This is a genomic window from Acinetobacter sp. A22 (genome assembly GCF_030913345.1).
Lineage (GTDB): Bacteria > Pseudomonadota > Gammaproteobacteria > Pseudomonadales > Moraxellaceae > Acinetobacter > Acinetobacter junii.
Genome location: NZ_CP133162.1, coordinates 1,821,244 through 1,845,822 on the forward strand (window position 1 = coordinate 1,821,244; position 24,579 = coordinate 1,845,822).

Annotated in this window: 22 protein-coding genes and 1 tRNA gene; 12 read left to right on the forward strand and 11 right to left on the reverse strand. The window is 38.0% G+C overall.

What is annotated here, in order from left to right; genetic code table 11:
• Window positions 1–491: 491 nt before the first annotated feature.
• Window positions 492–1,310 carry an AAA family ATPase gene (locus Q9Q86_RS17480; RefSeq protein WP_374050031.1) on the forward strand — a complete coding sequence of 273 codons (819 nt, stop codon included), beginning with the start codon at window positions 492–494 and terminating at the stop codon, window positions 1,308–1,310.
• Window positions 1,303–1,965, forward strand: coding sequence for an HNH endonuclease (locus tag Q9Q86_RS08920; protein ID WP_023271563.1), 663 nt, complete (start codon window positions 1,303–1,305; stop codon window positions 1,963–1,965). Before Q9Q86_RS17480 ends, Q9Q86_RS08920 begins: the two co-directional genes overlap by 8 nt.
• Before the next feature lie 57 nt (window positions 1,966–2,022).
• Here Q9Q86_RS08920 and Q9Q86_RS08925 read toward each other — a convergent pair whose 3' ends face one another.
• Window positions 2,023–3,063: a molecular chaperone DnaJ gene (locus Q9Q86_RS08925; protein ID WP_087540593.1), complete on the reverse strand. Its 1,041-nt coding sequence runs from the start codon at window positions 3,061–3,063 to the stop codon at window positions 2,023–2,025.
• Window positions 3,064–3,433: 370 nt separating this feature from the next.
• On the opposite strand from Q9Q86_RS08925, the gene Q9Q86_RS08930 reads away from it, so the two are divergent.
• From Q9Q86_RS08930 to Q9Q86_RS08940, 3 genes are all read left to right on the forward strand, one after another.
• On the forward strand, window positions 3,434–4,621 hold the full coding sequence (locus Q9Q86_RS08930) for an ammonium transporter (RefSeq protein ID WP_004908475.1): 1,188 nt from the start codon (window positions 3,434–3,436) through the stop codon (window positions 4,619–4,621).
• Window positions 4,622–4,737: 116 nt separating this feature from the next.
• A complete protein-coding gene (locus tag Q9Q86_RS08935) occupies window positions 4,738–5,454 on the forward strand; it encodes a phosphatase PAP2 family protein (protein WP_112986721.1) in 717 nt (238 codons plus the stop codon).
• A 46-nt stretch (window positions 5,455–5,500) separates the two neighbouring features.
• Window positions 5,501–6,307 (forward strand): serine/threonine protein kinase, encoded by an 807-nt coding sequence (locus tag Q9Q86_RS08940; protein ID WP_112986722.1) that lies wholly within the window; start codon window positions 5,501–5,503, stop codon window positions 6,305–6,307.
• An 11-nt stretch (window positions 6,308–6,318) separates the two neighbouring features.
• On the opposite strand, the gene Q9Q86_RS08945 is transcribed toward Q9Q86_RS08940, so the two are convergent.
• From Q9Q86_RS08945 to Q9Q86_RS08960, 4 genes are all read right to left on the reverse strand, one after another.
• The gene (locus Q9Q86_RS08945) at window positions 6,319–7,653 is read right to left on the reverse strand and encodes an ATP-binding protein (protein WP_112986723.1); all 1,335 of its coding nucleotides are present in this window, start codon (window positions 7,651–7,653) and stop codon (window positions 6,319–6,321) included.
• A 5-nt stretch (window positions 7,654–7,658) separates the two neighbouring features.
• A complete protein-coding gene (locus tag Q9Q86_RS08950) occupies window positions 7,659–8,336 on the reverse strand; it encodes a response regulator transcription factor (RefSeq protein WP_112986724.1) in 678 nt (225 codons plus the stop codon).
• Between the two features lie 13 nt (window positions 8,337–8,349).
• A complete protein-coding gene (locus Q9Q86_RS08955) occupies window positions 8,350–9,987 on the reverse strand; it encodes a phosphoethanolamine transferase (protein ID WP_112986725.1) in 1,638 nt (545 codons plus the stop codon).
• A gap of 266 nt (window positions 9,988–10,253) precedes the next feature.
• Complete coding sequence (locus Q9Q86_RS08960) at window positions 10,254–11,360, reverse strand: porin (RefSeq protein ID WP_112986726.1); 1,107 nt, start codon at window positions 11,358–11,360, stop codon at window positions 10,254–10,256.
• Between the two features lie 69 nt (window positions 11,361–11,429).
• On the opposite strand from Q9Q86_RS08960, the gene Q9Q86_RS08965 reads away from it, so the two are divergent.
• Window positions 11,430–12,362 (forward strand): IS5 family transposase, encoded by a 933-nt coding sequence (locus Q9Q86_RS08965; RefSeq protein WP_305155959.1) that lies wholly within the window; start codon window positions 11,430–11,432, stop codon window positions 12,360–12,362.
• A gap of 358 nt (window positions 12,363–12,720) precedes the next feature.
• Here Q9Q86_RS08965 and Q9Q86_RS08970 read toward each other — a convergent pair whose 3' ends face one another.
• Window positions 12,721–13,980, reverse strand: coding sequence for an MFS transporter (locus Q9Q86_RS08970; protein ID WP_112987150.1), 1,260 nt, complete (start codon window positions 13,978–13,980; stop codon window positions 12,721–12,723).
• A 144-nt stretch (window positions 13,981–14,124) separates the two neighbouring features.
• Here Q9Q86_RS08970 and Q9Q86_RS08975 point away from each other — a divergent pair, with 144 nt between their 5' ends.
• The 4 genes from Q9Q86_RS08975 (at window position 14,125) to Q9Q86_RS08990 (ending at window position 17,166) form a co-directional block, all read left to right on the forward strand.
• Window positions 14,125–14,751, forward strand: coding sequence for a lysophospholipid acyltransferase family protein (locus Q9Q86_RS08975; RefSeq protein WP_004908496.1), 627 nt, complete (start codon window positions 14,125–14,127; stop codon window positions 14,749–14,751).
• A 62-nt stretch (window positions 14,752–14,813) separates the two neighbouring features.
• Window positions 14,814–15,731 (forward strand): patatin-like phospholipase family protein, encoded by a 918-nt coding sequence (locus Q9Q86_RS08980; RefSeq protein WP_112987149.1) that lies wholly within the window; start codon window positions 14,814–14,816, stop codon window positions 15,729–15,731.
• 106 nt (window positions 15,732–15,837) lie between these two features.
• On the forward strand, window positions 15,838–16,299 hold the full coding sequence (locus Q9Q86_RS08985) for an NfeD family protein (RefSeq protein ID WP_004908503.1): 462 nt from the start codon (window positions 15,838–15,840) through the stop codon (window positions 16,297–16,299).
• A gap of 18 nt (window positions 16,300–16,317) precedes the next feature.
• Window positions 16,318–17,166 carry an SPFH domain-containing protein gene (locus Q9Q86_RS08990; RefSeq protein ID WP_004908506.1) on the forward strand — a complete coding sequence of 283 codons (849 nt, stop codon included), beginning with the start codon at window positions 16,318–16,320 and terminating at the stop codon, window positions 17,164–17,166.
• Window positions 17,167–17,235: 69 nt separating this feature from the next.
• Here the strand turns inward: Q9Q86_RS08990 and Q9Q86_RS08995 are convergent, their stop codons facing one another.
• The 3 genes from Q9Q86_RS08995 to prpF all read right to left on the reverse strand — a co-directional run bounded on the left by Q9Q86_RS08995 (window position 17,236) and on the right by prpF (window position 19,816).
• Window positions 17,236–17,547: a DUF3817 domain-containing protein gene (locus Q9Q86_RS08995; RefSeq protein WP_004963712.1), complete on the reverse strand. Its 312-nt coding sequence runs from the start codon at window positions 17,545–17,547 to the stop codon at window positions 17,236–17,238.
• A gap of 13 nt (window positions 17,548–17,560) precedes the next feature.
• Window positions 17,561–18,472, reverse strand: a complete 912-nt coding sequence (locus Q9Q86_RS09000) for a polyprenyl synthetase family protein (protein ID WP_112987148.1) — start codon at window positions 18,470–18,472, stop codon at window positions 17,561–17,563.
• Between the two features lie 156 nt (window positions 18,473–18,628).
• Window positions 18,629–19,816, reverse strand: a complete 1,188-nt coding sequence (gene prpF / locus Q9Q86_RS09005) for a 2-methylaconitate cis-trans isomerase PrpF (RefSeq protein WP_112987147.1) — start codon at window positions 19,814–19,816, stop codon at window positions 18,629–18,631.
• Between the two features lie 371 nt (window positions 19,817–20,187).
• On the opposite strand from prpF, the gene Q9Q86_RS09010 reads away from it, so the two are divergent.
• Together Q9Q86_RS09010 and Q9Q86_RS09015 are read left to right on the forward strand one after the other, a co-directional pair.
• Window positions 20,188–21,546, forward strand: coding sequence for an amino acid permease (locus tag Q9Q86_RS09010; RefSeq protein WP_112987146.1), 1,359 nt, complete (start codon window positions 20,188–20,190; stop codon window positions 21,544–21,546).
• A 72-nt stretch (window positions 21,547–21,618) separates the two neighbouring features.
• Window positions 21,619–21,694 (forward strand) — tRNA-Arg (locus Q9Q86_RS09015).
• A 213-nt stretch (window positions 21,695–21,907) separates the two neighbouring features.
• Here the strand turns inward: Q9Q86_RS09015 and Q9Q86_RS09020 are convergent.
• Complete coding sequence (locus Q9Q86_RS09020; RefSeq protein WP_171293871.1) at window positions 21,908–22,717, reverse strand: metal-dependent hydrolase; 810 nt, start codon at window positions 22,715–22,717, stop codon at window positions 21,908–21,910.
• A 383-nt stretch (window positions 22,718–23,100) separates the two neighbouring features.
• Window positions 23,101–24,513, reverse strand: coding sequence for a glutamine synthetase family protein (locus tag Q9Q86_RS09025; RefSeq protein WP_112987144.1), 1,413 nt, complete (start codon window positions 24,511–24,513; stop codon window positions 23,101–23,103).
• Between the last annotated feature and the right edge of the window lie 66 nt (window positions 24,514–24,579).

Sequence of the window (24,579 nt, forward strand, 5' to 3'; positions counted from 1 at the left end):
ACTCAAAATTAACCAAAATCTCTAATGAAGTTAACACTTACAAAGATGTGTTAGATATAGATGAAAGCTTTTTAAAAGAGTTAGAATATATTTTATCAAAAGAGGAAAACCTCCCCAAATCTGACTTTAAATCCCATATTGAAAGAATATATTCGATATACGACAAAAAATTCTCAGCTTTTCTTACTGAATACCACAATTACAAATCCAGTATGAAATATACTGATATATACTCTAGCTTTGATCCTAAAGATGAAATAGATTCTCAATTATTTTCAAATAACAGCTCAAAAAAATATTTTTTCAATAAAATAGAACATATACAGAACTCAAAGAACATAATACAAAAAAGCTTCCAAGAACTAATTAATAAAAAAATTAATATTGTTTTTTATGATCCTATTTCACTAAAAAACAAAATTTTAGGAAATTCAGCCACATGTACATTATTCACAGCATCCAGACTGTATTCCCCAGAAACTTATCGAGAAATGGGAAGCCATTATGATATATGTGATTTAAAATACTATAAAGATAAGGCGCTTGATCTTTTTGATCACGATTTAGAAGGATCTTTTGAAAGATATATAATTGAAGAAAGAAAAAATTCGTTAACCACAACATACAAGAATAAATATGAGAAATGGCTTCTTAATGTAGAAAGTGATCTAAAATTTATTTTCGAGAATGAAACCACAAAACTTTCATTTGATGACAGAAATAATCGTGTATTAATAATTCAAAATAATGGAAATAAATTTTTTGGTTTAAAAGAACTTCCTTCTGGATTTAAAGCAATTTTCAATATTTATTCAAGCCTTCTAATGCGAGCTCGCTTACTAAATATTAATCACACTGATTTAGAGGGCTTAGTAATTATTGATGAAATTGATGTACATTTACACATATCACTACAAAAGAAAATTTTACCATTTCTCATAAAATCATTTCCTGAAATCCAATTTATTGTAAGTACACATTCTCCATTTGTTATTACCTCTACTAAGGACACTGTAGTTTATGATATTTCAAGTGGCGAGTTTTTTGAAGATGATTTAAGTCATTATTCTTATGAAGCAGTAATTAAAGGTTTATTCCATGTTAACCCCCAATCTGATCACTTAAAAACAGAAATTCAAACTATTTCCACTATTTTAAATAGTGATCCTAATAATTATGAAAAACTTAGAGAAACTCTAAAAAATATCACTCCATATGCTAAACAACTTGACGTGGAGTCAAAGTCTTTTTATTTCAAAGCATTAAATCATTTATTAGACAATCAAGAGTTAGGAGAACTTGATGTTTAAAGTAATTCGATCAGCGAAACCAAAAGAATGGACGAATTCTGATTACACAGATCCAGCAGTAGTCAAACAATTGAAACTAGATTTCTTATCTAAATGTTATTTATGTGAACAAACAGATTTCGGTAATGTAAATGTGGAGCATTTTGTACCCCATCTCAACAAAAGTGAAGAATTAAGAATAGATTGGAATAATCTTTATTACTCATGCTCTCACTGTAACGGAATTAAAGGTTCAAGGCACAAAGAATTACTTGATTGCTGTAACGAAAATCATAATGTGGATGTTGCTATTGCTTTACAAGCCCCAAGCGTACCTAATGGAAAAATTGTACTCACTAATACTTTAAACAATGACTCAGATTTATATGAATTAACAAATAAAACCATAGCTTTATTAGAGCAATGCTACAACAATGCGAATAGTGGCAATCAACAAGTGAGTCATGAGTATCTAAAAGAAAAAATTTTAGAAGAACATGCCTATTTACAAAGTTTACGTTTTCAATTAAAAAATGGATGGAATCGACTTAGACAGCAACAAAAAGCAGATCTAATTGAAAATATTACTAATATGCTTCAACAGAATTATCCATTTTCTGCATTTTGGAAAACCTATGTTCGAAATGATCCCTTTTTATCTGAAATTTTAAAATAAGCACAAACCGTCTTTCCCTCCTTGTACTATAAGGTTAGAGAAAGACTCTTTTAAAAATCAAAGCACCCCATGCTCCAATAACATCTCCACCCCACTCACCTTTTTCATATGCTTTAAACGCTCTTTTTCCCACTTCAACTGCTGCTTTAACTCAGCACAGTCCGCATCTATCGCTTTATACACATCATTAATATGAAGATGCTCGGCTTTGACTTTCTTTGCTAACTGAAAAGAATCTAAAATTTCGTCAATTTGGCTTTCAAGCTGCTGACTTTGTGCATCCAACGCCAGTTTATAAAACTTTACTTGCTCCGTAGAAAGCTCTTTAGTTCCTACACCCTTATTTTGTTCAAGCTGTAATTGAAGTTTCAGTAAATAAAACAAATCCTGCAGTTCATAAGCCTGACTGGCTTGCTGAAACAATTCGGTTTTTTCCGCTTTCTTAGTTTCATCTTGCTCACGGTCAGGATGAATCATGGCAGCTATTTTTAAATACACCGTTTTAAGTGACTGTGCTGCTAGTTGCTCAGCTTGTTCACGTTTTTGTTGCTGTCGTAGCTGTTTGGCTTTTTCTCTTGCTTGTTGTTGTTCCGCCGCATATTGCTCAAAGTCGTCTTCTTGTTCACTCCTTTGTTCTGCATGTTGCTCGATGCTCTGCTCAGAGGATGCTTGATACTCGAAATTTTCTGACTGTACTTTTTTAAGCTTTTTAACAGATTGTTGAGTATGTTGCTGATAAACGGTGTCGATCTGCTGCACAAGAGTGAGCTGTTCTTCATTCAACATTTGTGAGCGTTTCAACATACGGGCAAGTTGTGCGATTTTTTCATCGAGTTGTTGTAAGTCGGTTTTGGAAAATGTATGCGATTGCAACAAGTGCCAAAGTTGCTCTAATTGTAGAAACAATACCTCGTGTAGTTCACGGTAGACTGGCATGAGCTTCTGTCGGGTATGCTGTTGAATCTCGTCTTGTGCATTTTTCCATGTGGCGAGACTGATTTTTTGCTGTTCAATTTGAGCAATTAATAGATTGAGTTTTTTCTGCTGTGCAGATGGTTCAGACCTTTGTTTGAAACTAACTTTGAGATCAAAGGACATATTCATCCACCTGAAAAATAAAAATTGTAGCAACAATCACTATTGGAAAGTAGCAGCTTGTCTTTTGCATGATGATTAGCAAGTAGAACGCCTCCACACTAAAATCAATTAAACAAATAACATCCGCTAAAATGCTGCTATTTAGGTCTACACCTTTAAATTTCTGTGCTATTTTTAATCAAAATGCACCAATTTTCATCATATTTACAATTTATTTTCTAAATTGGTGCGTTTTTTGCATCACAAAATCCATCAAATTGAGTTGTGACGCTACAGCTTGAGTTTTTAGATTTACTAAATCCATTTTGGTGCAAAAACGAATCAAATACTTGCACCAAAATAAAATTTAGCACTTTTTTTGAGCACCACTATGCAAAACGTAGATCTATTTTTCTTACTGCTCGGTGCAGTACTGGTTTTGGCAATGCACGCAGGCTTTGCATTTTTAGAGCTAGGCACCGTTCGTCACAAAAACCAAGTCAATGCACTCAGTAAAATTCTGACTGACTTTGCCATTTCCGCAATTGCCTACTTCTTTGTTGGTTATTGGATTGCCTATGGACAAAACTTTTTTCATGCAGGCGAAGTTTTAGCTGCTGATCATGGTTATAACCTGATGCGTTGCTTCTTTTTATTGACCTTTGCTGCAGCCATTCCAGCGATTGTCTCTGGGGGTATTGCTGAACGTGCCAAAATGCGTTCACAAGCGATCGCAACTTTACTTCTAGTTGCCCTGATCTACCCGTTCTTTGAGGGGATGATTTGGAATGGAAACTATGGTTTCCAAAAATGGCTTGAAAGCTCTTTTGGTGCAACTTTCCATGATTTCGCTGGTTCTGTGGTTGTACACGCGATGGGTGGGTGGATTGCCTTAGCTGCGGTGATCTTGTTAGGTGCGCGTAATGGTCGTTATAAAAATGACGGTCGTGTAAGTGCTCACCCTCCTTCATCTATTCCATTCCTTGCTTTAGGTTCATGGATTTTGATCGTAGGTTGGTTTGGCTTCAACGTAATGAGTGCTCAACGTGTTGATGCTATCTCTGGCTTAGTTGCGATCAACTCATTGATGGCGATGGTTGGCGGTACTTTGGCAGCTAACTTTATGGGTAAAAATGACCCAGGCTTCTTGCACAATGGTCCTTTAGCTGGTTTAGTGGCGATCTGTGCTGGTTCTGACATCGTGCATCCTATCGGTGCATTGGTTATTGGTGGAGCTGCTGGTGGCATGTTCGTTTATCTATTTACTTACACGCAAAACAAACTCAAAGTCGACGATGTCTTGGGGGTTTGGCCATTACATGGTGTCTGTGGTGCTTTTGGGGGTATTGCGGCAGGTATCTTTGGTCAGCAAGCGCTTGGCGGTTTGGGTGGAGTATCGATTATTTCTCAAATCATCGGGACTGGCTTAGGTGTTGCTATCGCATTGGTAGGTGGTTTTGTCGTATATGGCATTTTAAAAGTCACTATGGGCATCCGTTTATCTCAAGAAGATGAGTATCGTGGTGCTGACCTTTCGATTCATAAGATTTCAGCGAATTCTGAAGAATCAATGTTTTAAGTTTTAATGTTTTATGCGGCGGAAACGCCGCTTTTTTTTATGTCAATTTTAAGAGCTGTTTAAGATTAAAACAGTTTAATAAATCATAGATTGTTTACTTTTCGACGTTTAATCCTATGATTATTAAAACGCCATTTTTTCTGCTGACAAGTTTCTTACTTTTAATCAGTTTTTTTATTTTGTGGTGGGTCTTTCCTGTAGGGGGCAGCATAGATATGTACTTAATCCAACCTTGGGTGGGTACATTTGGTGATTTTGCGCTAAAAGGCGATTGGTATCTAGCAAAGCTCAATCACACCTATGTCAAAAAGGTTTTAACGCTGGTCTACATTAGTTTTTTCTTATTATGGATAGCATCTTTCAAAGTTGAAAAACTCAAAGCAAAGCGCTGGAAATATGGCTATATGTTTTGGGTCAGCATGTTATGTACTTGTGTGATCGGGCTAATCAAAGCAAATGCTGCTCATGCTTGTCCTTGGGCGATGACGACTGCAACAACCACAGGCTTCACATGGAATTTTTCTGCTACAGCAGGACATTGTTTTCCTGGTGGACATGCTAGTACAGGCTTTGCACTGGTGACAGGTTATTTTGTCTATCGACTCGATGAACAAAAACGAGCATGGTTTTATCTATTTGCAGGTATCCTACTTGGTTTTGCGATGGGATGGGCACAGATGATGCGTGGTGCTCATTTTCTCAGCCATAATTTATGGACAGCGTGGATCTGCTTTGCAATCAATCTTGCTGTATATGCTTTAACCTACCAACGCCATCTCATACGCTCGAACATAATTGATACTCCGAAAGTTTTGCCTGATGTGGTAAAGTGATCACTCAAATACCCTTATACAATCACCTAATTATAGTTTGCTGCGAATGGATGACTTTCAGACTTTTTTAGACAATACCTTAAAAACCCAACAAGCATCTATTCAGGCTTATAAGCTCGATACTGGTAAAGTATGGTTAAAAAAAGCATCTGAACGTCATGGTCTATGGTTATATACGCCATTGAAATGGCTTGCCAAGATTTTCAATCTTGGCGCCATTATGCCTGTCCCGAATCAAGGTGGCGCGGCGGCGATTCGATGTGAATATCAGCGTATTCAACAGCTCAAACAACTTGGTGTATCAACACCTAATGTGCTTGCTCATTCTGACAAAGGGATTTTACTGGAAGATATTGGCGCTCAACATCAAAGTAAAGTTAAACAATTAGATCAAGCACTTGCATACTGCAAAGATGATTTAGCAGCTAAAACCACTTTATTTACCCAAGCGATTCAAGCAGTTCAATATGTTCATTTGCAAGGTGGTTATTTAAGCGAAGCTTTTGCACGTAATATTTTAGTGGATCAAGAAAGACATTTTAGTTTTATTGATTTCGAAACTGATCCTGCATCCGTGCTCAGCTTGCACGATTGTTTTGTCCGTGATTGGATTTCATATATTTTCTCGACGGCCTATCATTTCGAATTTGAACAGCTTAATGATGCAAGCTATATCCTTTACCAAGCTCTACTCGCTGAACCACAAGTGTATAAAGACATTTGTAAAGTTGGAAAACGCTTAAACTGGGTGCTCAGACTCAACGTAAACCGCGTCGGCAATGATGGTAAACGCATCCAAAAATGTGTGTTGTTTCTTCGTTATCTTCGAGAGCATGCAGAAAGCAATGCTTAAATCAAAGTGACTCAGTGATGATTTAAGATTTTAGGTAAGCGCACTAAAACGGATAAGCCACCCAAATCAATACTACGAGACAGTTGCAGCGTACCGCCTAAACGTTGAATAGCTTTATCAACAATGGAAAGTCCTAAGCCGCTGCCCACTTCTAGGTGGTGATGCACACGATAGAAACGTTTTAATACTTTATCGTAGTTTTCAGGGTCGATGCCAGCACCACTGTCTTCAATTTGCACACATGCAAAATTGTCTTGGTCACTATAGACTGAAATATTAATGATGCCTTGATTAGGCGTATACTTAATCGCATTATCGATCAGGTTAAAAATAATCGAATGAATAGTTGACTCCAAACTATTCATTTCAATCACATCATTACGCTCAAAACCCAAATCTATTTCTTTTTGCATGGCTAAGTTGACTAATTGCTCGACGCAATTGAGTGCAACATCATTAAGGCGAAACTCCGTATTTGGCTCAATCAAATTTAAACCTACATCTTGTTTAGCCAATGCCAGTAATTGAGTCACCAGATGCTGAATCCTCGCCAATCCTTTACTTAGATTAATTAAAGCTTCGTGCTCAGGGAATTGACTCATTAAAATTTTGGTTTGTAGATTTAATGCCGTTACAGGTGTTCTGAGTTCATGTGCAGCATCTGCAATAAATTGCTTTTGTTCAGCCTGTGCCTGTTGGATTCGTCCAAACAAATGATTCATTTCTTCAATAGTTGGAATTAACTCTTGCGGATAATCTTGGCTATCAATCGGTGCTAAGCCATCCGAATCTCGACTGCGCAATTCAGCCTTGAAGTCTTCTAAAGGTTTTAAACTGAGACTAATAATGAATGCTAAGATAATAATTGCAAAAGGCAGTAACAGCACATATGGCACAAACATACTACCTGCCAACTCCCAAGCGAAGTTCTTGCGTACCTGCTCTTGTTGGCTCACTTGAATTTGATAATCTTTTAACGGGATGACATAAACACGCCATTTTCCTTGTGGTGTTTCTTGCGTGTAAAAACCTGCTTGCTTCACTGGTGGGATCAATAGATGCGTTTGATGCCATAAGTGACTTTGATCTTTGTACGCCCAAATATCAACCAGCAAATCTTCCTCGTGATAAGTCCGATGCAATTCGATTTTACTGGTGATGGTGGTTAAAGGCTGAGTAGTAGACCGTTCAGCCATATATTGCATTTGCGTATCGAGGATCTCATCAACTTCATGCAAAGCGATCTTATAAGCGGTGAAAATCAATAAACATCCAAGCAATAAACTAAAAACTGATGTCCCCCAGATTAATCTTTTCTTGAGGGAATATTGCTTGGATAACTTCATAATACTTATGCTTGTCCTAATCTATAGCCCAATCCACGAATAGTACGAATAAAGTCTTTACCCAACTTTGCTCGTAAATGATGGACATAGACTTCAATGGTATTACTCGTGACTTCACTGTCAAAATCATACAACTTATCTTCTAGATTTGCTTTAGAAAAAATCTTGTTGGGATGACTGACTAATGGAATCAAAATCGCCCACTCACGATTGGATAATTCAATCTGCTGCCCTTTAAAGGTCGCTAAATGTTGTTCGACATCTAGAACTAGATCACCACTTTTGAGCAATTGGGTTTGTTGTTTATATTGTGCATTCTCAGTACCGCCACGTCGTAACAAAGCATGAATACGTGCGAGTAATTCGTCGAACTCATAAGGTTTAATCAAATAATCGTCAGCACCTTGATTCAGTCCATCCACTCGATTTTGGAGTTGATCACGCGCCGAGATAATTAAAACAGGTATAGAAGATCGCTGACGAATCTGTCTTAAGATTTGCATGCCATCCATCAGAGGCAATCCTAGATCTAGCAGTACTAAGTCAAATGGTTGTTTGGTCAACATCGTTAAACCATCTACACCATTATTGACCCACTCCACTTCAAACTGATGATAGCGCAATAGAGTCAAGGTTGACTCTGCGATCATAAAGTCATCTTCGATCATCAAGATTTTAGTCATGATTTCCTCATTCTTAGGAATTTGAACATGCAGACAGCATGTCATTTTGTGGCTCAATTACTTTCGTTTTGACATTCAGCAAGCTCAATAAAGTCGGGAATAAATTGTCTTGGCTTAATGCTTCAGTTTTTTGCTGTGTTAAACACTGTACTTGACGATTGGCTTGTTGCTTCCACGCATCAGAGAACCACATCAACATCGGTACATGTGTTTGCTGACTTGGTGCAATCGCATATGGTGCGCCATGTAGATACATACCACTTTCACCTGTTGATTCACCATGATCTGATAAATACCACAAACCTGTCTCATACTGCGTTGTATTTTTTAATGTTTCAATCAATGAATCTAACACATAGTCAGTGTACAACAAGGTATTGTCATAACTATTAATCAGTGCATCTTGACTACATCCTTGGATGGCATTGGTATCACAAGTTGGTTTAAAGACTTTGAACTGCGGCGGAACACGTTTGTAATACGCAGGTCCATGACTACCCATTTGATGTAAAACGATCAATCGAGGTTGCGTGTCATTTTTAGGAATAGTTGCGATATATGTTTTCAAACTATCAATTAAAAGATCATCAAAACATTCACCTTCTTCACACCATTTCTGCTGGATAGGTTCAGGTATTTTAAACTGCTCAACGCGGTCACAAGCGCCCTTGCATCCAGAGTTATTATCAATCCAAGTGACTTTATAGCCAGCACGTTGTGCGATATCAAGTAAACCTTCTCGATGACTTGCAAGCCCTTCATCATAATCTTTACGAGGCATACCAGAGAACATACATGGCACTGAAACAGCCGTTGCTGTACCACATGAACTTACTTGAGAGAAGTTAATAATGTCTTGTTTTGATAATTTCGGGTTAGTATTTTTCGCATAACCATTTAAAGAAAAGTTTTCAGCACGAGCTGTCTCACCTACCACCAAAACCATCAATTTCGGACGAGCAGAATTTTCTTTTACAAGTTTTGCATCAGTCCCATAAGTGACCAATGGTAAATTTTCTTTAGGTGCTTTCTTTTTATAATAAGACACAAAAGAAGCAATCATATTTTGTGGAGAGATCATCCCTTTTAAATCACGATTTTCACGAAAGATTGCTGCAAAATCCACGTAAAATATGAACAACAACCCACCCACCATCGCTAGTGATACAATCGTCGCCATGACCTTTTTCAACAACTGCTTCAAGATCGGTTCAGATTTCAGTTTTACGATCAATATAGCAATAATCGGTAATACGGTCATGCCCAGTGTCCAAGTGATCAAATGTATGGACCACGTATCTCTTGCTTCAGCGATATCTGTTTGCATCAAATTCTGAATCTGATCAGAAGTGATTAACACCCCTAATGTGCTGACAGCATATGAAGCAAATCCACCAATAAATACCATGGCGATTGCAACAGGCTTGGCTGTCCATTTCCAGTTCAAAAGTTGAAAAAGAAAGAAATAGGCTGATACAACGACTACAGCTGAAGCGGCTACGAATAACCCTGCTTTAATACCTGTATAAGGTGTAAGCGACTGAAGCTTTTCATAAAAGGCAAAATTTAAGAAAAGTCCTAACCAAATTGAAAGCAATAGGTTAAACGTGAGTAGCGAAATAGGCTTTGCCCTTAGTTTTTTCAGCAGCATAGTCATCGTCACAATCGAAGAGATAATTTTGTATGCGACAAAGATAGAAGCTGAAACTTAAAAATCACTTAAAGCAACATGACTCATGCAAAAAACGCAGAATTTAACTTATAAAAATAACAATATTTATCATACAGATAAGAATTAATTAGAGTTAATAATAATCATTATTAAAAACCATATATTATATTTAAAATAAATGTCATTTGAGCCAATAAAAAAAACACCCAATAAGAACCTTATGGGTGTTTTTAGAATTACATGGCTTAGAATTTGAATTCTAAACCTATGCCGCCTACAGGTTGCTTGTCTTTTTTGTCCGCTTGCTCAAGCGTTAAATAACCAGCATAACCATAGGTTTTTACTTGCTTACTAAATGCGTAATCCGCACCTGCGATGACTTGTTTAGCTTTGAAGTCTGCACTGTTGTCTTTGAAACTGGTATCGTTTTGGCTGTATTGAGCTTTCACTGTCCAGTTTTTAGACTGTGGAATGTTATATTCAGCACCGACTAACCAACCTTGTGCATCATCAATATTTGCTGAACCAACTTCATTGCCTGACACAGCTTCAACTTCAGAACTTTGATACAATGCTTTAAGTGCTAGGCCTTCGATTGGATTTAATCGACCAATCGCACGAACTGTATTCGCTGCCGCAAAAACAGAGCCAATATCATTCTCTGGTTCTGAAGCATTTAAAATACCTTTGCCTAAAAATGTGCTTGGGATCGCTTTGTCATAACCGAGACCCGCAACAAAAAGTGGGTTTTCATAAGTTACCGAAGCAGACCACGCATCACCTAACCCACCACCTGAAACTTTAGCACCACCACTGCTTTGCTTAATCCCAGTCGCCTCACCTGTTGCCAGTAAAGCATTAAATTTAAATGCACCATCAAGAACTTTGACTGCAGGTGACTCATAGATCACTACATTATCAATACGGTTTTCGCCAGTAAAAATCCCTGTTACATCTGCTTTGTTAGCAACATAGTTGTTGAAGGTATCTACAACACTTGAGAGTTGCTTGACTGGTGTATCATGTTCACCAATTTTAACTGTACCCAACTTGCTGTCTTTTAAGCCAACAAAACGGTTACGTTGAGTCCAATCACTGCTGTCACCATCTGCACTGAATCCCCATTCAGCAGCATAAACAGCACTTAAACGCTCTGTTAATTTCTCATCACCTTTGAATCCGATAAAGGTGATGTTCGAACTAATTTCCCAAACATCTTTGTTTGATTTTGTCGCATTTTTTTCTGGTAAATAATCAACACTCGCGTCGATTTCACCGTAGATTGTTGGTGCTGCAAAAGTAGAGGTTGCAAGTAAACCTAATACTGCTGCTGTTACAATTTTGATTTTCATTTTTGCCATCCTAGTGGCTTTGTTGCACAAACCTATCTGTAAAGGCTTTTTCAGCGATATAATTTTCAAATGAAGAAGCCTACACACAAAATCTACCGCACAACCAATTGGCCCGCATATAACCGAGCACTTATGAGTCGCGGAAATATTGCCATTTGGTTTGATCCGGCTACGCAATGGTATGCTCCATCAAAAGGCAAACAAGGGCGAAATCAAACCTACTCCGACGCAGCCATCCAATGCTGCTTAATGATTAAATCCTTATTCCGTCTGTCTTTACGTATGGTTACTGGCTTTGTGCAAAGTCTGATTAAACTTTGCGGATTAAATTGGATAGCTCCAGATTACACCACGCTTTGTAGAAGACAAAAGCATATTGATATTGTAATCAGCTACCAAAAAAGTCGTGATGGGCTGCATCTACTCATGGACTCTACAGGCATGAAGTTTCTAGGTGAGGGCGAATGGAAGCGCAAGAAACATGGACCTGAATATCGTCGCCAATGGCGTAAACTTCATATTGGTATAGATGCTAAAACCCTACAAATACGAGCAGTTCAGCTTACAACCAATAATGTCAGTGATTCACAGGTGCTTGGTGATTTACTTAATCAGATTCCACAAGATGAGCAGATTGACTCTGTTTATACCGATGGAGCTTATGACACCAAGCAATGCCGTCAGGTCATTGCAGATCGGCAAGGGCATGCGGTGATTCCACTTAGAAAAAATGCGAAACCATGGAAAGATACAAAGAGTAGCTCGCTAGAGCGAAATGAATTACTTCGAACAATTAAACGTTTAGGTAGGACACTATGGAAAAAATGGTCAGGCTATCATCGCCGAAGTTTGGTTGAGACTAAAATGCACTGCATCAAATTATTAGGAGATAAACTCAGTGCAAGGAGCTTTGATAGCCAAGTCAATGAGGTTCATGCACGTGTAGCAGTCCTCAACAGATTTACGGAATTAGGTCGACCACTTACCCAAGTTACGCCTTAAATTTGGCTCAATTAGGGGCGCTTTGCCTTTCAAATCTTTGTGCAACAAAGCCCATCCTAGTTAAATTTGTAACAAATCCTACACATTAACTTTATATGACAAAACGATTAAAATCTTATTTATTTATTCCATTTTCGACTAAAGTTTAATTTTTAGCCGAGACTAACACCTTATCTTTTTTATTATATCCACGCCAAAAAATATTTATTAGTCAGTGATTTACAATACTACCCATCATATTTTAAACTCAAGAAATAGAGCTAAAAAACAATTGAATGCAGGGATACATTTATCGAAAAGCCTTAGATTCTCACATTGAAATATTACAGTTTAATATCCAAGCTTTATAAATTTGTAATCAACCTTGATTAATATTTACATATTTCTTCCAATTAAAAATTGGTAGCAAACAAATGAATGATATTAGAAAAATTACAGACAAATAATAGTAATATCCAAGCAAATCACCAAGTAATCCACTTAGTAAATATAATAAACCACTGACTGTCGCCATAACTGAAACCTGCAAAGTAAAGTCAGTTCCCGCAAAGTGTTTACGGCTGTAGTTCATAATTAAGCTGAGCATGACCACCAACAACATCGCGGAACATGCATCTTCAAAGGCATTGATTACATATATTATAGAAGAATCAATTTTTTTATGATGTTCAAATACATAACCCAAATAAACATAGAAAAATAGACTTAGAATTTTTAACATAGAAAATATAATCAAGGCATAAGCCTTAGACAGATATTTCAACAACACCCCTGCAATTGCTGCACCTAACAATGCAGCCACAGCACCTAAAATTGTAATATAAAGTCCAATTTGAGAAAAAGTTAAACCTAAATCAACAGCAAGTGGTTTTAATATAGGCCCTGTCAATCCATCAACAATCTTAAAAGTGATTAATACTAGCAACCATGCTTTTAACTGTGGAGACGAGCTAAAATAATGAAGATATTGTTTAATCGAATTAATTTTTGAATGATTTGAGCTGTTATTTGAACTTATCGATTTAATTCGTTCAGGTTCTTTATGAAATAAAATAGGAATGGTATTCAGGAATACTAAAACCGCCAACAATAAAAATGTTTTTTGCCAATATAACCAATCCAAGCACCAAAGTACGACACCTCCACCGACGATAAACCCTAACCGAGAACCAATCACTTGAAAGGTATTACCCCAGTGTAATTGATCATTTTTAAGTAAATTAACAGCTAAAGCATCCGTCGCAATATCTTGTGTCGCACCTGTAAGATTTATACATAACAGCAAAGTAAAGAAGATTAATAAATACAGAGGTTGATCAAGTGCATGAATCGGAAAAAAGGACAATATCACCAAAATAACAACACTAGCGAATTGAGTAGGAATAATCCAACTGCGATAGTGACCTAAATTCGAGATTGCATAACGATCAACATATGCAGCCCAAAAGATTTTGATCGACCACGGCAACATCAATAATCCAAAACCGCCAATATGTGCCAGAGATACACCTTGAGATCTTAAAATCACAGGTAAAGCATGTGTCATAAAACCGACAGGTAATCCTTGTGCCCAATACAACGAAAATAGCAATAAATAGATTTGACGAAGATTAGGCATGTAAGGCTGTTCCTAAAGTATTTCTTTGTAACTTCAACTATCTAATCCTCTCAAAACCACCACATTAAAATCTCATTTTTTGCCAATGCGATGCAGATAGTGAGAGTTTAAGATGATTAAAGTTGTCATTATTTTTCTGAACCTATGTCACAACATTTTCCTGAATTACCGCCTCTAGTACCACAAAGAGGAACCAGTTATAGCCGTGCATTGTGTAAGAAACTCTTTCTAAGTCAAGGTTGGAAAGTGGTTGGTGAAATTCCAAACTTACCCAAAGCAGTCGCTATTATCTCACCACATACGTCTAATATTGATGGCTGGTACGGTTTTCTTGCGATTGGCGGTTTGGGGCTCAAGATTACGGTTCTAGGCAAAGATACACTATTTAAGCCTCCATTTAAGCCCCTTCTCAACTGGGCGGGATTAATCCCTGTGCATCGTGATAGTACCAATGGTTTGACTGAACAGGTCGTTGCGGAAATTCAAAAGTGCGATCGAATCTGGGTCGGAATGGCACCTGAAGGGACGCGTAAAAAAGCCGAAAAAATGAAAAGTGGTTTCTACCATATTGCACATGCAGCAGGTATTCCGATTGTGATGTTCTCTTTTGATTATGACCACAAAACGATTTACTGCTTAGGTGCCTTTACGCCAACAGGTCATTATCAACAAGATCTTGAAAAAATTATGGGTTTTTACCAAGGACATTTTTCTCCCAAAAATCCCAATTGGTTAGCAGAGCCATTACAAAAACTTGTGAAAAAAAACTAGAAAATCGAGGGCAAATCTGCTGAGATGTGCCCATCTTTTCGTCGATTTTATCTCCTTTTGATATGAAAATTGCTCAACTCTCCTGTTTAGCACTTGTTAGCTTAACATTATTTGGTTGTGATCAAGTTGCAAAAAAAACGCCTCCAACTTCAACCTTAAAAGCACGTGAGCCCGTGATTGCTTTAGCATTAGGCGGTGGCGGTGCTAAAGGCTTTTCACATATTGGCGTCATCAAAGTCCTTGAGTCACATGGCATTAAAGCTAAAATTGTGACCGGCACCAGTGCTGGCAGCTTTGTTGGTAGCATTTATGCAAGTGGGCAAACGCCTTATCAGATGCAAAGTCTTGCATTAAAACTGCAAGAATCTGACATCCGTGATCTCACCTTAAATAGCCAAGGTTTTATCATGGGGCAAAAACTTCAGAATTATGTCAACAGTCAAGTTGCCAACAAACCGATTGAGAAATTCCCAATACGTTTTGCTGCTGTAGCAACTCGTTTAGACAACGGCAAGAAAGCTGAATTTATTAAAGGCAATGCAGGTCAAGCTGTACGTGCATCGTGTAGTATTCCAAATGTCTTTGTGCCAACGGTCATCGGTGGTACCAAATATGTCGACGGTGGTTTAGTCAGCCCTATTCCTGTAAAAACAGCGAAAGATATGGGTGCTGATATCATCATCGCGGTTGATATTTCTGCGCGTCCTATAGGTGATAAACCCATGAATATGTGGGGATTACTAGATCAGACGATTAATATCATGGGTCAGCAAAGTATTAACGAAGAACTTAATCAAGCTACTGTCGTGATTCAGCCGAAAGTCGGTCATCTCGGTGTACTTGATCTAAAATCAAGTAACCAAGCTATCTTAGAAGGTGAAAAGGCGGCTCAAGCCAAGATCACAGCGATCCGAGCTGCAATTACTAACTTCAAAAAATCCCCTGCAGCATTTAAACCTGCCCCTCGACCAAAATTCTAAAACACATTCATTATCTTTATATATTCATAAAGATAATCATCTGTTACAGTGCTAGAGGTGAATATTTTTTCACCTCTATTTACCGTTTAACGATACGAGCAAATCTATGGAATTTGTAGTTGAGCCTTGGCACTGGTTGGTATTAGGTATTTTGTTAATTCTTTCAGAATTGGTATTACCTGCATTTGCTGCACTATGGTTTGGTATAGCAGCAGTGATGGTGTGTATTTTACTTTGGCTTTTCCCAATGATGGGCTTTACCACTCAAGTGATCACTTGGGGGATTTTATCGATTTTATGTACGATTCTTTGGTTTAAATTTATAAAACCACTCTCAATTGATAAGACCAAAGCGGGTTTATCCCGTGAAGCAACCATTGGTCAAGTGGGGATGGTCATCCAAACTGGACTGGATCACAGTCAAATCGTGGTGCGTTTTCCAATGCCTGTACTCGGCTCTGATGAGTGGAACTGTCGAAGCACAGCTCCTGTAAAAGTCGGAGATCGTGTTCGTGTTATTGATATCATGGGTAATGATTTAGTTGTTCAACCGCATAGCACTTCATAAACATAAAGAGGGTTTCTAATGTCTGTCGGTACTATTGTTGTTTTAGCGCTCTTCGCTTTTGTTGGTATAACCATTTTTAAAGGGGTTCGAATTGTTCCCCAAGGTTATAAATGGATTGTTCAACGTCTTGGTAAATACCATACCACGTTGAATCCGGGTCTCAATTTTGTGATTCCATATGTAGATGAAGTTGCATATAAAATCACGACGAAAGATATTGTCTTAGATATTCCATCACAAGAAGTGATCACACGTGATAATGCAGTGTTAGTGATGAATGCCGTTGCTTATATCAATCTGACCACACCTGAAAAAGCCGTGTATGGTATCGAAAACTATACTTGGGCGATTCAAAATCTTGTACAAACTTCTCTGCGCTCGATCGTAGGTGAAATGGATTTGGATGATGCCTTGTCGTCACGTGATCATATCAAAGCGAAATTAAAGGCTGCTATTTCAGATGATATTTCTGATTGGGGGATTACACTTAAAACTGTAGAAATTCAAGATATTCAACCATCACATACGATGCAATCTGCAATGGAAGCACAGGCTGCAGCTGAACGTCAGCGTCGTGCAACTGTTACGAAAGCTGATGGTGAAAAACAAGCAGCGATTTTGGAAGCTGAAGGACGTCTCGAAGCCTCTCGTCGTGATGCAGAAGCTCAAGTTGTTCTTGCAGAAGCATCAGAGAAAGCAATTAATATGGTGACCAATGCTGTTGGCGACAAAGAAATTCCTGTTGCTTACCTATTGGGCGAACAATATGTAAAAGCTATGCAAGATATGGCGAAATCGAATAATGCAAAAACAGTGGTTTTACCAGCCGATGTTTTAAATACAATTCGTGGTCTTATGGGACGTTAATTGTTTTTAACGTTTTATTTGCAAAAAAAGCCATGATCATCATGGCTTTTTTTTGTACTTGAGTACATCTTACTCTGCAATCAACGTTGAATGATCTTTTTCGGCTAATTGCTTAACTTTACGATCAAAGATAAAAGGGCCAAATGGTAAAATGGCAGCAATCAAGCCCAAATTAAAGATTGACAGAGACCATTTCATTCGATGGCAAACAACTAAAAGCATCACAAGGAATAGTACAAATAAAACACCATGCCCCATCCCAATATATTTGACAAAAACAGGATTTCCCCAAATATACTTAATCGGCATGGCAACGCCGAGCAATAATAAAAATGAAATGCCTTCAAGCGTTCCCACAAACCGTAAAGCTTGTACGTTCATATACTTCCCCAAATTAATTTTTTCGATCTAATAAAAATTTAGAAATCTCAATCAACTCTTTGGCATTTTCACCAAAGTATTCTAATGCTTCAAATGCTTGATCATGTAAGGTTTGTGCAAAGGCTTGTGCTTGCTCTAACCCCATTAAAGCAGGATATGTTGATTTTTGGACTTGTTCATCTTTGCCTGCGGTTTTACCTAAGGTTTCAGTGCTCGCCGTAATATCCAAAATGTCATCCTGAACTTGGAAAGCTAAGCCAATGCTCTGACCAAACTGACGTAATTTTGGAATCGCCTGATCTGTGCCAGAGTAAATAGTCACAGCCCCCATCATGATGGCAGCCTGAATTAAAGCACCTGTCTTATTACGGTGAATATTTTCCAATTCATCTTGGGCAACATGCTTACCTTCAGCTTGAAGATCCAAAACCTGACCGCAAACCATCTTCGAACTTGCTGTAGCTAAGATTTGCATTTGCTTGAGAACAATAGCGGCATCTGTACCTTGTGCCTGATCGTCAAATAAACGACTGCCTAAAATCTCAAATGCCATCGATTGCAGAATATCACCTGCCAACAAAGCAGTATCTTCACCAAATGCAACATGACAAGTCGGTTGACCACGACGCAGTAAATCATTATCCATGCAAGGCAAATCATCATGTGCGAGTGAGTAGCAATGAATTAGTTCTACTGCGACAGCTGCACGACGTGCGGCAGCAAAGTTTTGGTTGGCTTGTAACGAAGCAGCCGCATAACATAAAGCTGGGCGGACTCTTTTACCACCAAGCATAACGGCATGGTGAACAGCTGCTTTGAGTGGTTCTGGGAGAGAAAATGCAGCCAATGCTGTCAATAAATCTTGTTGAATACGTTGTTGAGCTTGTTTTAAAACATCCGCATTAACTGGAGAAATAGACGACACAATTGCCTCGAAAAATGAATAAATGAAGAAGTGACAGCATCTGTCAGAATGGCAACATCATATCACTATTTATCCCGATAGATTATCTTTGTATTTTCAAGCTATACAAAATAAAAACACCTCCAAATGGAGGTGTTTAAAACAGATGAATACGGCTTAGAAGGTATCACCTGGTACACGAACCCAGCCTTCCATCAGAACACGTGCACTACGACTCATAATGGCTTTTTTCACAGCCCATTTTCCATCAATCAACTCAGCTTGAGCACCAACACGTAACGTGCCTGAAGGATGCCCAAAACGAACCGCTTCACGCTCACCACCACCAGCAGCTAAATTCACCAACGTACCAGGAATCGCAGCAGCAGTACCTATTGCAACTGCAGCAGTTCCCATCATGGCATGGTGAAGTTTACCCATAGATAATGCACGAACTAATAAGTCAACACCAGCAGCTTCAACTGTTTTACCACTTGATGATGTATAGGTTTTTGGTTGAGATACAAAAGCAATCTTTGGAGTATGCTGACGCGCAGCAGCTTCAGAGATATCTTTAATCAAACCCATTTGAACAGCACCATACGCACGGATTTTTTCAAAACGAGCTAGTGCTGCGGCATCACCATTAATATGATCTTGTAATTCAGTACCTTGATAACCAATCGCTTCTGCATTTAAGAAAATAGTTGGAATACCTGCATTAATGAAAGTTGCATGGAAAGTACCGATCTCAGGTACCACCAATTCATCAACAACATTTCCTGTAGGGAACATATCCCCACCTTCATCACCATCATCAGCAGGATCTAAAAATTCGATTTGAACTTCTGCTGCAGGGAAAGTGACACCATCTAATTCAAAATCACCTGTTTCTTGAACTTGACCATTGGTCACTGGTACGTGCGCAATAATAGTTTTTTGAATATTCTTCTGCCAAATGCGAACTGTGCAAATTCCATTTTCAGGAATACGAGCTGCATCCACCAAACCATTTGAAATTGCAAAAGAACCTACAGCAGCAGTGAGGTTTCCACAGTTACCACTCCAATCTACAAAAGGCTGGTCGATTGAAACCTGTCCAAATAAATAATCAACATCATGTTCAGGCTGTGTACTTTTAGCCAAAATTACCGTTTTACTGGTACTTGAGGTCGCCCCTCCCATACCATCGATTTGTTTACCGTATGGGTCAGGACTACCAATCACACGGAGAAGAAGTTGATCACGTGCTTTGCCTGCTACTTGTGCCGCTTCAGGTAAATCATCAAGTTTGAAAAAAACACCCTTACTTGTGCCACCACGCATATATGTTGCAGGGACTTTGATTTGCGGTACTGAGCTCATGTCAATTTCATCCTTTTATCATGTTCTTGGTGCAAGTAAATCTTGAGTCTAAAATTACTTCACAGCAATAAAATATGCCATACGACCAATTGCTTTTCGGTCAATTGTTATGGGTAAAATGTGCTCACTATATTGAGTATTTTTGTACAGATTAACAATGGCATCGAAACATTTATACGCGGTTTAAAAATCAAGTGCCCGATTTAAATGATCAGAAAACAAACTTCACTTAGTTTACTATTCACCCAAATATAAGATTTTAAATGAATTTTAAAAACAACTTTCCAGTCATAGCCCGCCTGTACTTTTACTAGTCGAAAATCATTCAATCTATTAGAATAATCCACTTATTCCTCGTCGAGCTCAGTCCTTTGAACAACGATTCTTCTAAACTTCAGCGTGGACTAAAAAACCGCCATATCCAACTCATCGCGATGGGTGGGGCTATTGGTACGGGCTTATTTTTAGGTTCTGCGCAAGTCATCCAGTCTGCTGGACCATCTATTATTTTGGGTTATGCGATTGGCGGTTTGATTGCTTTTTTAATCATGCGTCAACTCGGTGAAATGATCGTAGAAGAACCTGTAGCAGGTTCATTTAGTCATTTTGCATATCAATATTGGGGTAAATTTCCAGGCTTTTTATCAGGTTGGAATTATTGGATATTGTATATCCTCGTTGCGATGAGTGAGCTCACGGCAGTCGCAAAATATATCAATTACTGGTGGCCTCATATTGCTACATGGCAGTCAGTTTTATTCTTCTTTGTGATTATTACAGCGATCAATCTCACCAATGTAAAATTCTATGGTGAGTCAGAATTTTGGTTAGCCATTATTAAAGTCACCGCTGTTGTAGCGATGATTTTATTTGGTCTGTTCTTGCTGTTCACTGCGGATGCCAACTCTACGGCTTCATTTACCAACCTTTGGAGTCATGGTGGATTCTTCCCGAATGGGTTTGAAGGTCTATTCTTCATGCTGGCATTCTTGATGTTTGCATTTGGTGGTATTGAATTAATCGGTATGGCAGCGGCTGAAGCCAATGATCCAAAGAAAACGATTCCTAAAGCGATCAACCAAGTTGTGTTCCGTATTCTGATTTTCTACATCGGTTCACTCACAATTTTATTATCACTTGTGCCTTGGAATCAGCTTGATTTAGGTGGCTTAGATAAAAGCCCATTTGTAATGATTTTCAGTCAAATGGGAATTGGTTGGGCTGCTCACCTACTTAACTTCATTATCTTAACCGCAGCATTATCTGTATATAACAGTGGTATGTATGCAAACAGCCGCATGTTGTTTGGTTTAGCTGAACAAGGTAATGCACCTAAAGTATTTGCTAAAGTGAATAAACAAGGTGTTCCTGTTCCAGCCGTATTGCTTTCAGCATTGCTCATCTTCGGATGTGTACTTTTAAACTACTTCGTACCAGAAGATGCCTTAGGTCATTTGATGTATGTGGTTGTGGGTGCTTTAGTTTTAAACTGGGCAATGATCAGTTTGACGCATTTGAAATTTAAAGCGATGGTCAAACAAAAAGCATTAACAACGAGCTTCCCTGCTTTATGGTCACCATTCAGCAATTATCTTGTACTCGCATTTATTGCGGTTGTACTTTACATCATGTGGCAGCAAGGTTTTAAAGAATCTGTGCTCATGATTCCTATTTGGATCGTTCTAATGTTTGTGCTCTATCGTGTTTTAAATTTGAAAAATAAGAGCTAAATACAGCTAGTCGGTTTAATCAAAAAGTGATTGCTAAGGCAATCACTTTTTTGTTTATAATCATTTAATTATGCGCTCATAGCTTAACTGGATAGAGCAGTTGCCTCCTAAGCGACCGACGTGGGTTCGAGTCCCGCTGAGCGCACCATTTAGCTGTTGAAGTCAATATTTTTTAATATGGTCTACGCCAGTGATATAGAAATTCATACCCTGCATAAAAAGATCAACTTGTATATTGAAGTAAAAGTTGATAAATCATTTAAGCTTTTTAAAATCAAAAATAGATGCGCATTTTTATGCCGTAAATTATTTACCAAGCAAACGCTAAAAAATACAGTACTTTTAAATCCCAATCATTAAATTAGCTAGCTAATAAAGCTCTCGCTTTGATCAATAAATCCTGCTGATCAATCTCAGATGGATGAAAACTTGCTTTATAAAATGCTAAATAGTCAGGTAATAAACGCCACATCATGTGGACAAGACCCATAAGTGTTTGTGTGTTCTTGAACAGCTGCTTCGGTGAATATAAGGTATTCTTTCGATCTTGCCAGACTAAATGACCTGTCATTATGATCGTGCTACTGATGAATCCCACCGTAATTGTTCGCATACTTCTACGGCGTTGAGCTAAGTTGGCAAAGACTTGCTGATATACATCAAATGCCACATGCTTATGTTCGATTTCTTCAACAGCATGCCAAAGCCAAAGATTCTTCATATTTTCAGATAAGCCTTTAAACATAATATTTGGATATTCAAGCATATAACCTGCCATCATCGCCGTAAAATGCTCAAGTGCAACTGTAGCAGCCAATTGACGGCGCTGACTTAAAGTTCTTAGGCGGATCATTTCCTGCTCATAAGCCTTTTCAAACTTTTTTAGATGATAATCATTGCTTTGCACCAGTTGATTAAACTGCTCATGTGCTCGCGCATGATGCGCCTCTTGCCCAATAAAACCTGAGATATCTTTTTGTAGCTGTTCATCATGGATTTGATCACGCACATTTCGGACGGTTTCTACAAAAAAGCGTTCACCCTGTGGGAAGCTCATGGACAGAGCTGTGAGAAAATGTGACATGAAAGTAGATTCAGTGTATTGCGTGGTAATTTTTTCGGCTTTGAATTGCGTTTGGCGCACTGTAATTGTATTCACATCATTTGACATCATCGCTCTCTTCACCCATAACATTTCTGTAAGCAAACACTAAATCACATTAACAACTCTTATGACTTACATCTCTTATTGATCTACAACTTCAATCAAAACATTAGCTCAACTATTTGAAATTAAATAGAGGCTATATAAAGTTCCAAATTAGAACCAATGATTAAATTATAGCCTCTTCTGAATGCTGTCAATTTGTTTTTCATATACCAGTGTTATTTGTCCTATAAAGACTTGTTATGTCCTTCGATGCGTTATGCCTTCAAATTCATAGAGTTTTGAGCCTATATTTAACTCATTACAAAGCTATGCCTAAATAAATGCTTTTCAAATTAAAGCATTTAGCAGCCTTTTTTGAGTCCGACATCAAAATATGTGATGTCTTAGATATCCCAATTTTTTTCAATAGCAGTGATCTGACTCAAGACATGCTGATACTCTGCCTGTTTAACAGTACACCACAATGCAACAAAATCTTGATTTAAATATTCACTCATCCAATAATTAGCTTTAAATCTCTTCAATGCATCCATTTGTTCTGTCGGAAGAAAATAATGTTCACCAATCTGCTTAGATTGATTCACTGATTTGGGAATTGCTGATATGTGAGTCAAGCCATGCAGCGTTCCCATTAATATGATGGCGACTGCCAAATATGGATTACAATCGGCTCCAGCTACTCGATATTCGATTCTTTGATTTTCTGAATCCGAACATGGAATGCGCAGTGCGACATTACGATTATTCCAACCCCAGTTTGCTTCCAAAGGGACATGCTGACCTAACTTAAATCGGCGATATGAATTGAAATTAGGGGCTAAGATCGCCATAGAATCTGGCATAAAATGAATCAATCCACTGATTACATTTAATAATGGCTTTGCAAAGTCACGTTCAGAACAGCTAAAAATATTATGTTTGTTAGCATCAAGTAGACTCATATGAAAATGCATTCCACTCCCTGCTTTATGCAAATCTGGTTTTGCTAAAAAATTAGCTTTAAAGCCATGTTTATTTGCAACTTGTTTAATACTCCGTTTTAACATCAAGATTTGGTCACAGAGCTTCAAAATATCAGTTCCATGCGGCAGATTAATTTCATACTGATCTGACGATGACTCAGAAACGATTCCAGTGATATGTATTCCCTGTATTTCAGCAATCGTTTCTATTTCATCCAACACTGCTTGGATATCAGCATGTGGGTTTAAATCAAAACATTGTTTAGGGATGGCTGACTTTTGGCTCTCTTGGGATAAAGGCTGTAAGTAAAACTCAAGCTCAGCAGCGATACATGGAAAATAATCTAACAGATGTAATCGATTCAGCAATTTATTTAAAATATTGCGCGGTTCATAACGACAAGCTTGTAAATTATTTTCTTTCATCGTTAAAAGTAACTGAGCATTGATATGTGGATCTATAGGATTGGGACGTAATGACCCCAACACAGGTACACATAAATAATCTGGTTCACCGACAAACTTGCCTAGTCCAGTTTCCTCAACAACATTTCCATCCAAACTCATGGCGTAAATAGACAGCGGTAGATAACAACCCTTATCTAAGCTTTTGAGACAACTGATATCTATCCTTTTGCCTCGTAAATGCCCATTGAGATCATAAAGGAAAATATCGATGTGCTTAGTATTAGGATAAGTATCTAAATAGCTATCCACTTCATTGAGGAAGCGGTGATTATGAATGGAGTCATTAACCCTACTGCGTGCAATTAAGGGTTGAAGATTATTATTAATTTTAGTCGCAGAATTTATCTCAGCTAATGCTGCACTCATGGCTATAGACCTAAGTTATTTCGATCTAATCAGCTTAGTGAATGCAACAAAAGTTGTAACGTAAAG

Excerpts from the sequence above, each read along its gene's own strand:
- Q9Q86_RS08920 (WP_023271563.1), top strand. The coding sequence starts at position 1,303 with ATGTTTAAAGTAATTCGATCAGCGAAACCAAAAGAATGGACGAATTCT.
- Q9Q86_RS09025 (WP_112987144.1), bottom strand. The coding sequence starts at position 24,513 with ATGAGTGCAGCATTAGCTGAGATAAATTCTGCGACTAAAATTAATAAT.
- Q9Q86_RS08945 (WP_112986723.1), bottom strand. The coding sequence starts at position 7,653 with ATGAAGTTATCCAAGCAATATTCCCTCAAGAAAAGATTAATCTGGGGG.
- Q9Q86_RS08980 (WP_112987149.1), top strand. The coding sequence starts at position 14,814 with ATGAAAATTGCTCAACTCTCCTGTTTAGCACTTGTTAGCTTAACATTA.
- Q9Q86_RS08935 (WP_112986721.1), top strand. The coding sequence starts at position 4,738 with ATGATTATTAAAACGCCATTTTTTCTGCTGACAAGTTTCTTACTTTTA.
- prpF (WP_112987147.1), bottom strand. The coding sequence starts at position 19,816 with ATGAGCTCAGTACCGCAAATCAAAGTCCCTGCAACATATATGCGTGGT.
- Q9Q86_RS08940 (WP_112986722.1), top strand. The coding sequence starts at position 5,501 with ATGGATGACTTTCAGACTTTTTTAGACAATACCTTAAAAACCCAACAA.
- Q9Q86_RS08985 (WP_004908503.1), top strand. The coding sequence starts at position 15,838 with ATGGAATTTGTAGTTGAGCCTTGGCACTGGTTGGTATTAGGTATTTTG.
- Q9Q86_RS17480 (WP_374050031.1), top strand. The coding sequence starts at position 492 with ATGGGAAGCCATTATGATATATGTGATTTAAAATACTATAAAGATAAG.
- Q9Q86_RS08990 (WP_004908506.1), top strand. The coding sequence starts at position 16,318 with ATGTCTGTCGGTACTATTGTTGTTTTAGCGCTCTTCGCTTTTGTTGGT.
- Q9Q86_RS08930 (WP_004908475.1), top strand. The coding sequence starts at position 3,434 with ATGCAAAACGTAGATCTATTTTTCTTACTGCTCGGTGCAGTACTGGTT.
- Q9Q86_RS08975 (WP_004908496.1), top strand. The coding sequence starts at position 14,125 with ATGTCACAACATTTTCCTGAATTACCGCCTCTAGTACCACAAAGAGGA.
- Q9Q86_RS08970 (WP_112987150.1), bottom strand. The coding sequence starts at position 13,980 with ATGCCTAATCTTCGTCAAATCTATTTATTGCTATTTTCGTTGTATTGG.
- Q9Q86_RS08950 (WP_112986724.1), bottom strand. The coding sequence starts at position 8,336 with ATGACTAAAATCTTGATGATCGAAGATGACTTTATGATCGCAGAGTCA.
- Q9Q86_RS08965 (WP_305155959.1), top strand. The coding sequence starts at position 11,430 with ATGAAGAAGCCTACACACAAAATCTACCGCACAACCAATTGGCCCGCA.
- Q9Q86_RS08955 (WP_112986725.1), bottom strand. The coding sequence starts at position 9,987 with ATGCTGCTGAAAAAACTAAGGGCAAAGCCTATTTCGCTACTCACGTTT.
- Q9Q86_RS08925 (WP_087540593.1), bottom strand. The coding sequence starts at position 3,063 with ATGTCCTTTGATCTCAAAGTTAGTTTCAAACAAAGGTCTGAACCATCT.
- Q9Q86_RS08995 (WP_004963712.1), bottom strand. The coding sequence starts at position 17,547 with ATGAACGTACAAGCTTTACGGTTTGTGGGAACGCTTGAAGGCATTTCA.
- Q9Q86_RS08960 (WP_112986726.1), bottom strand. The coding sequence starts at position 11,360 with ATGAAAATCAAAATTGTAACAGCAGCAGTATTAGGTTTACTTGCAACC.
- Q9Q86_RS09020 (WP_171293871.1), bottom strand. The coding sequence starts at position 22,717 with ATGTCAAATGATGTGAATACAATTACAGTGCGCCAAACGCAATTCAAA.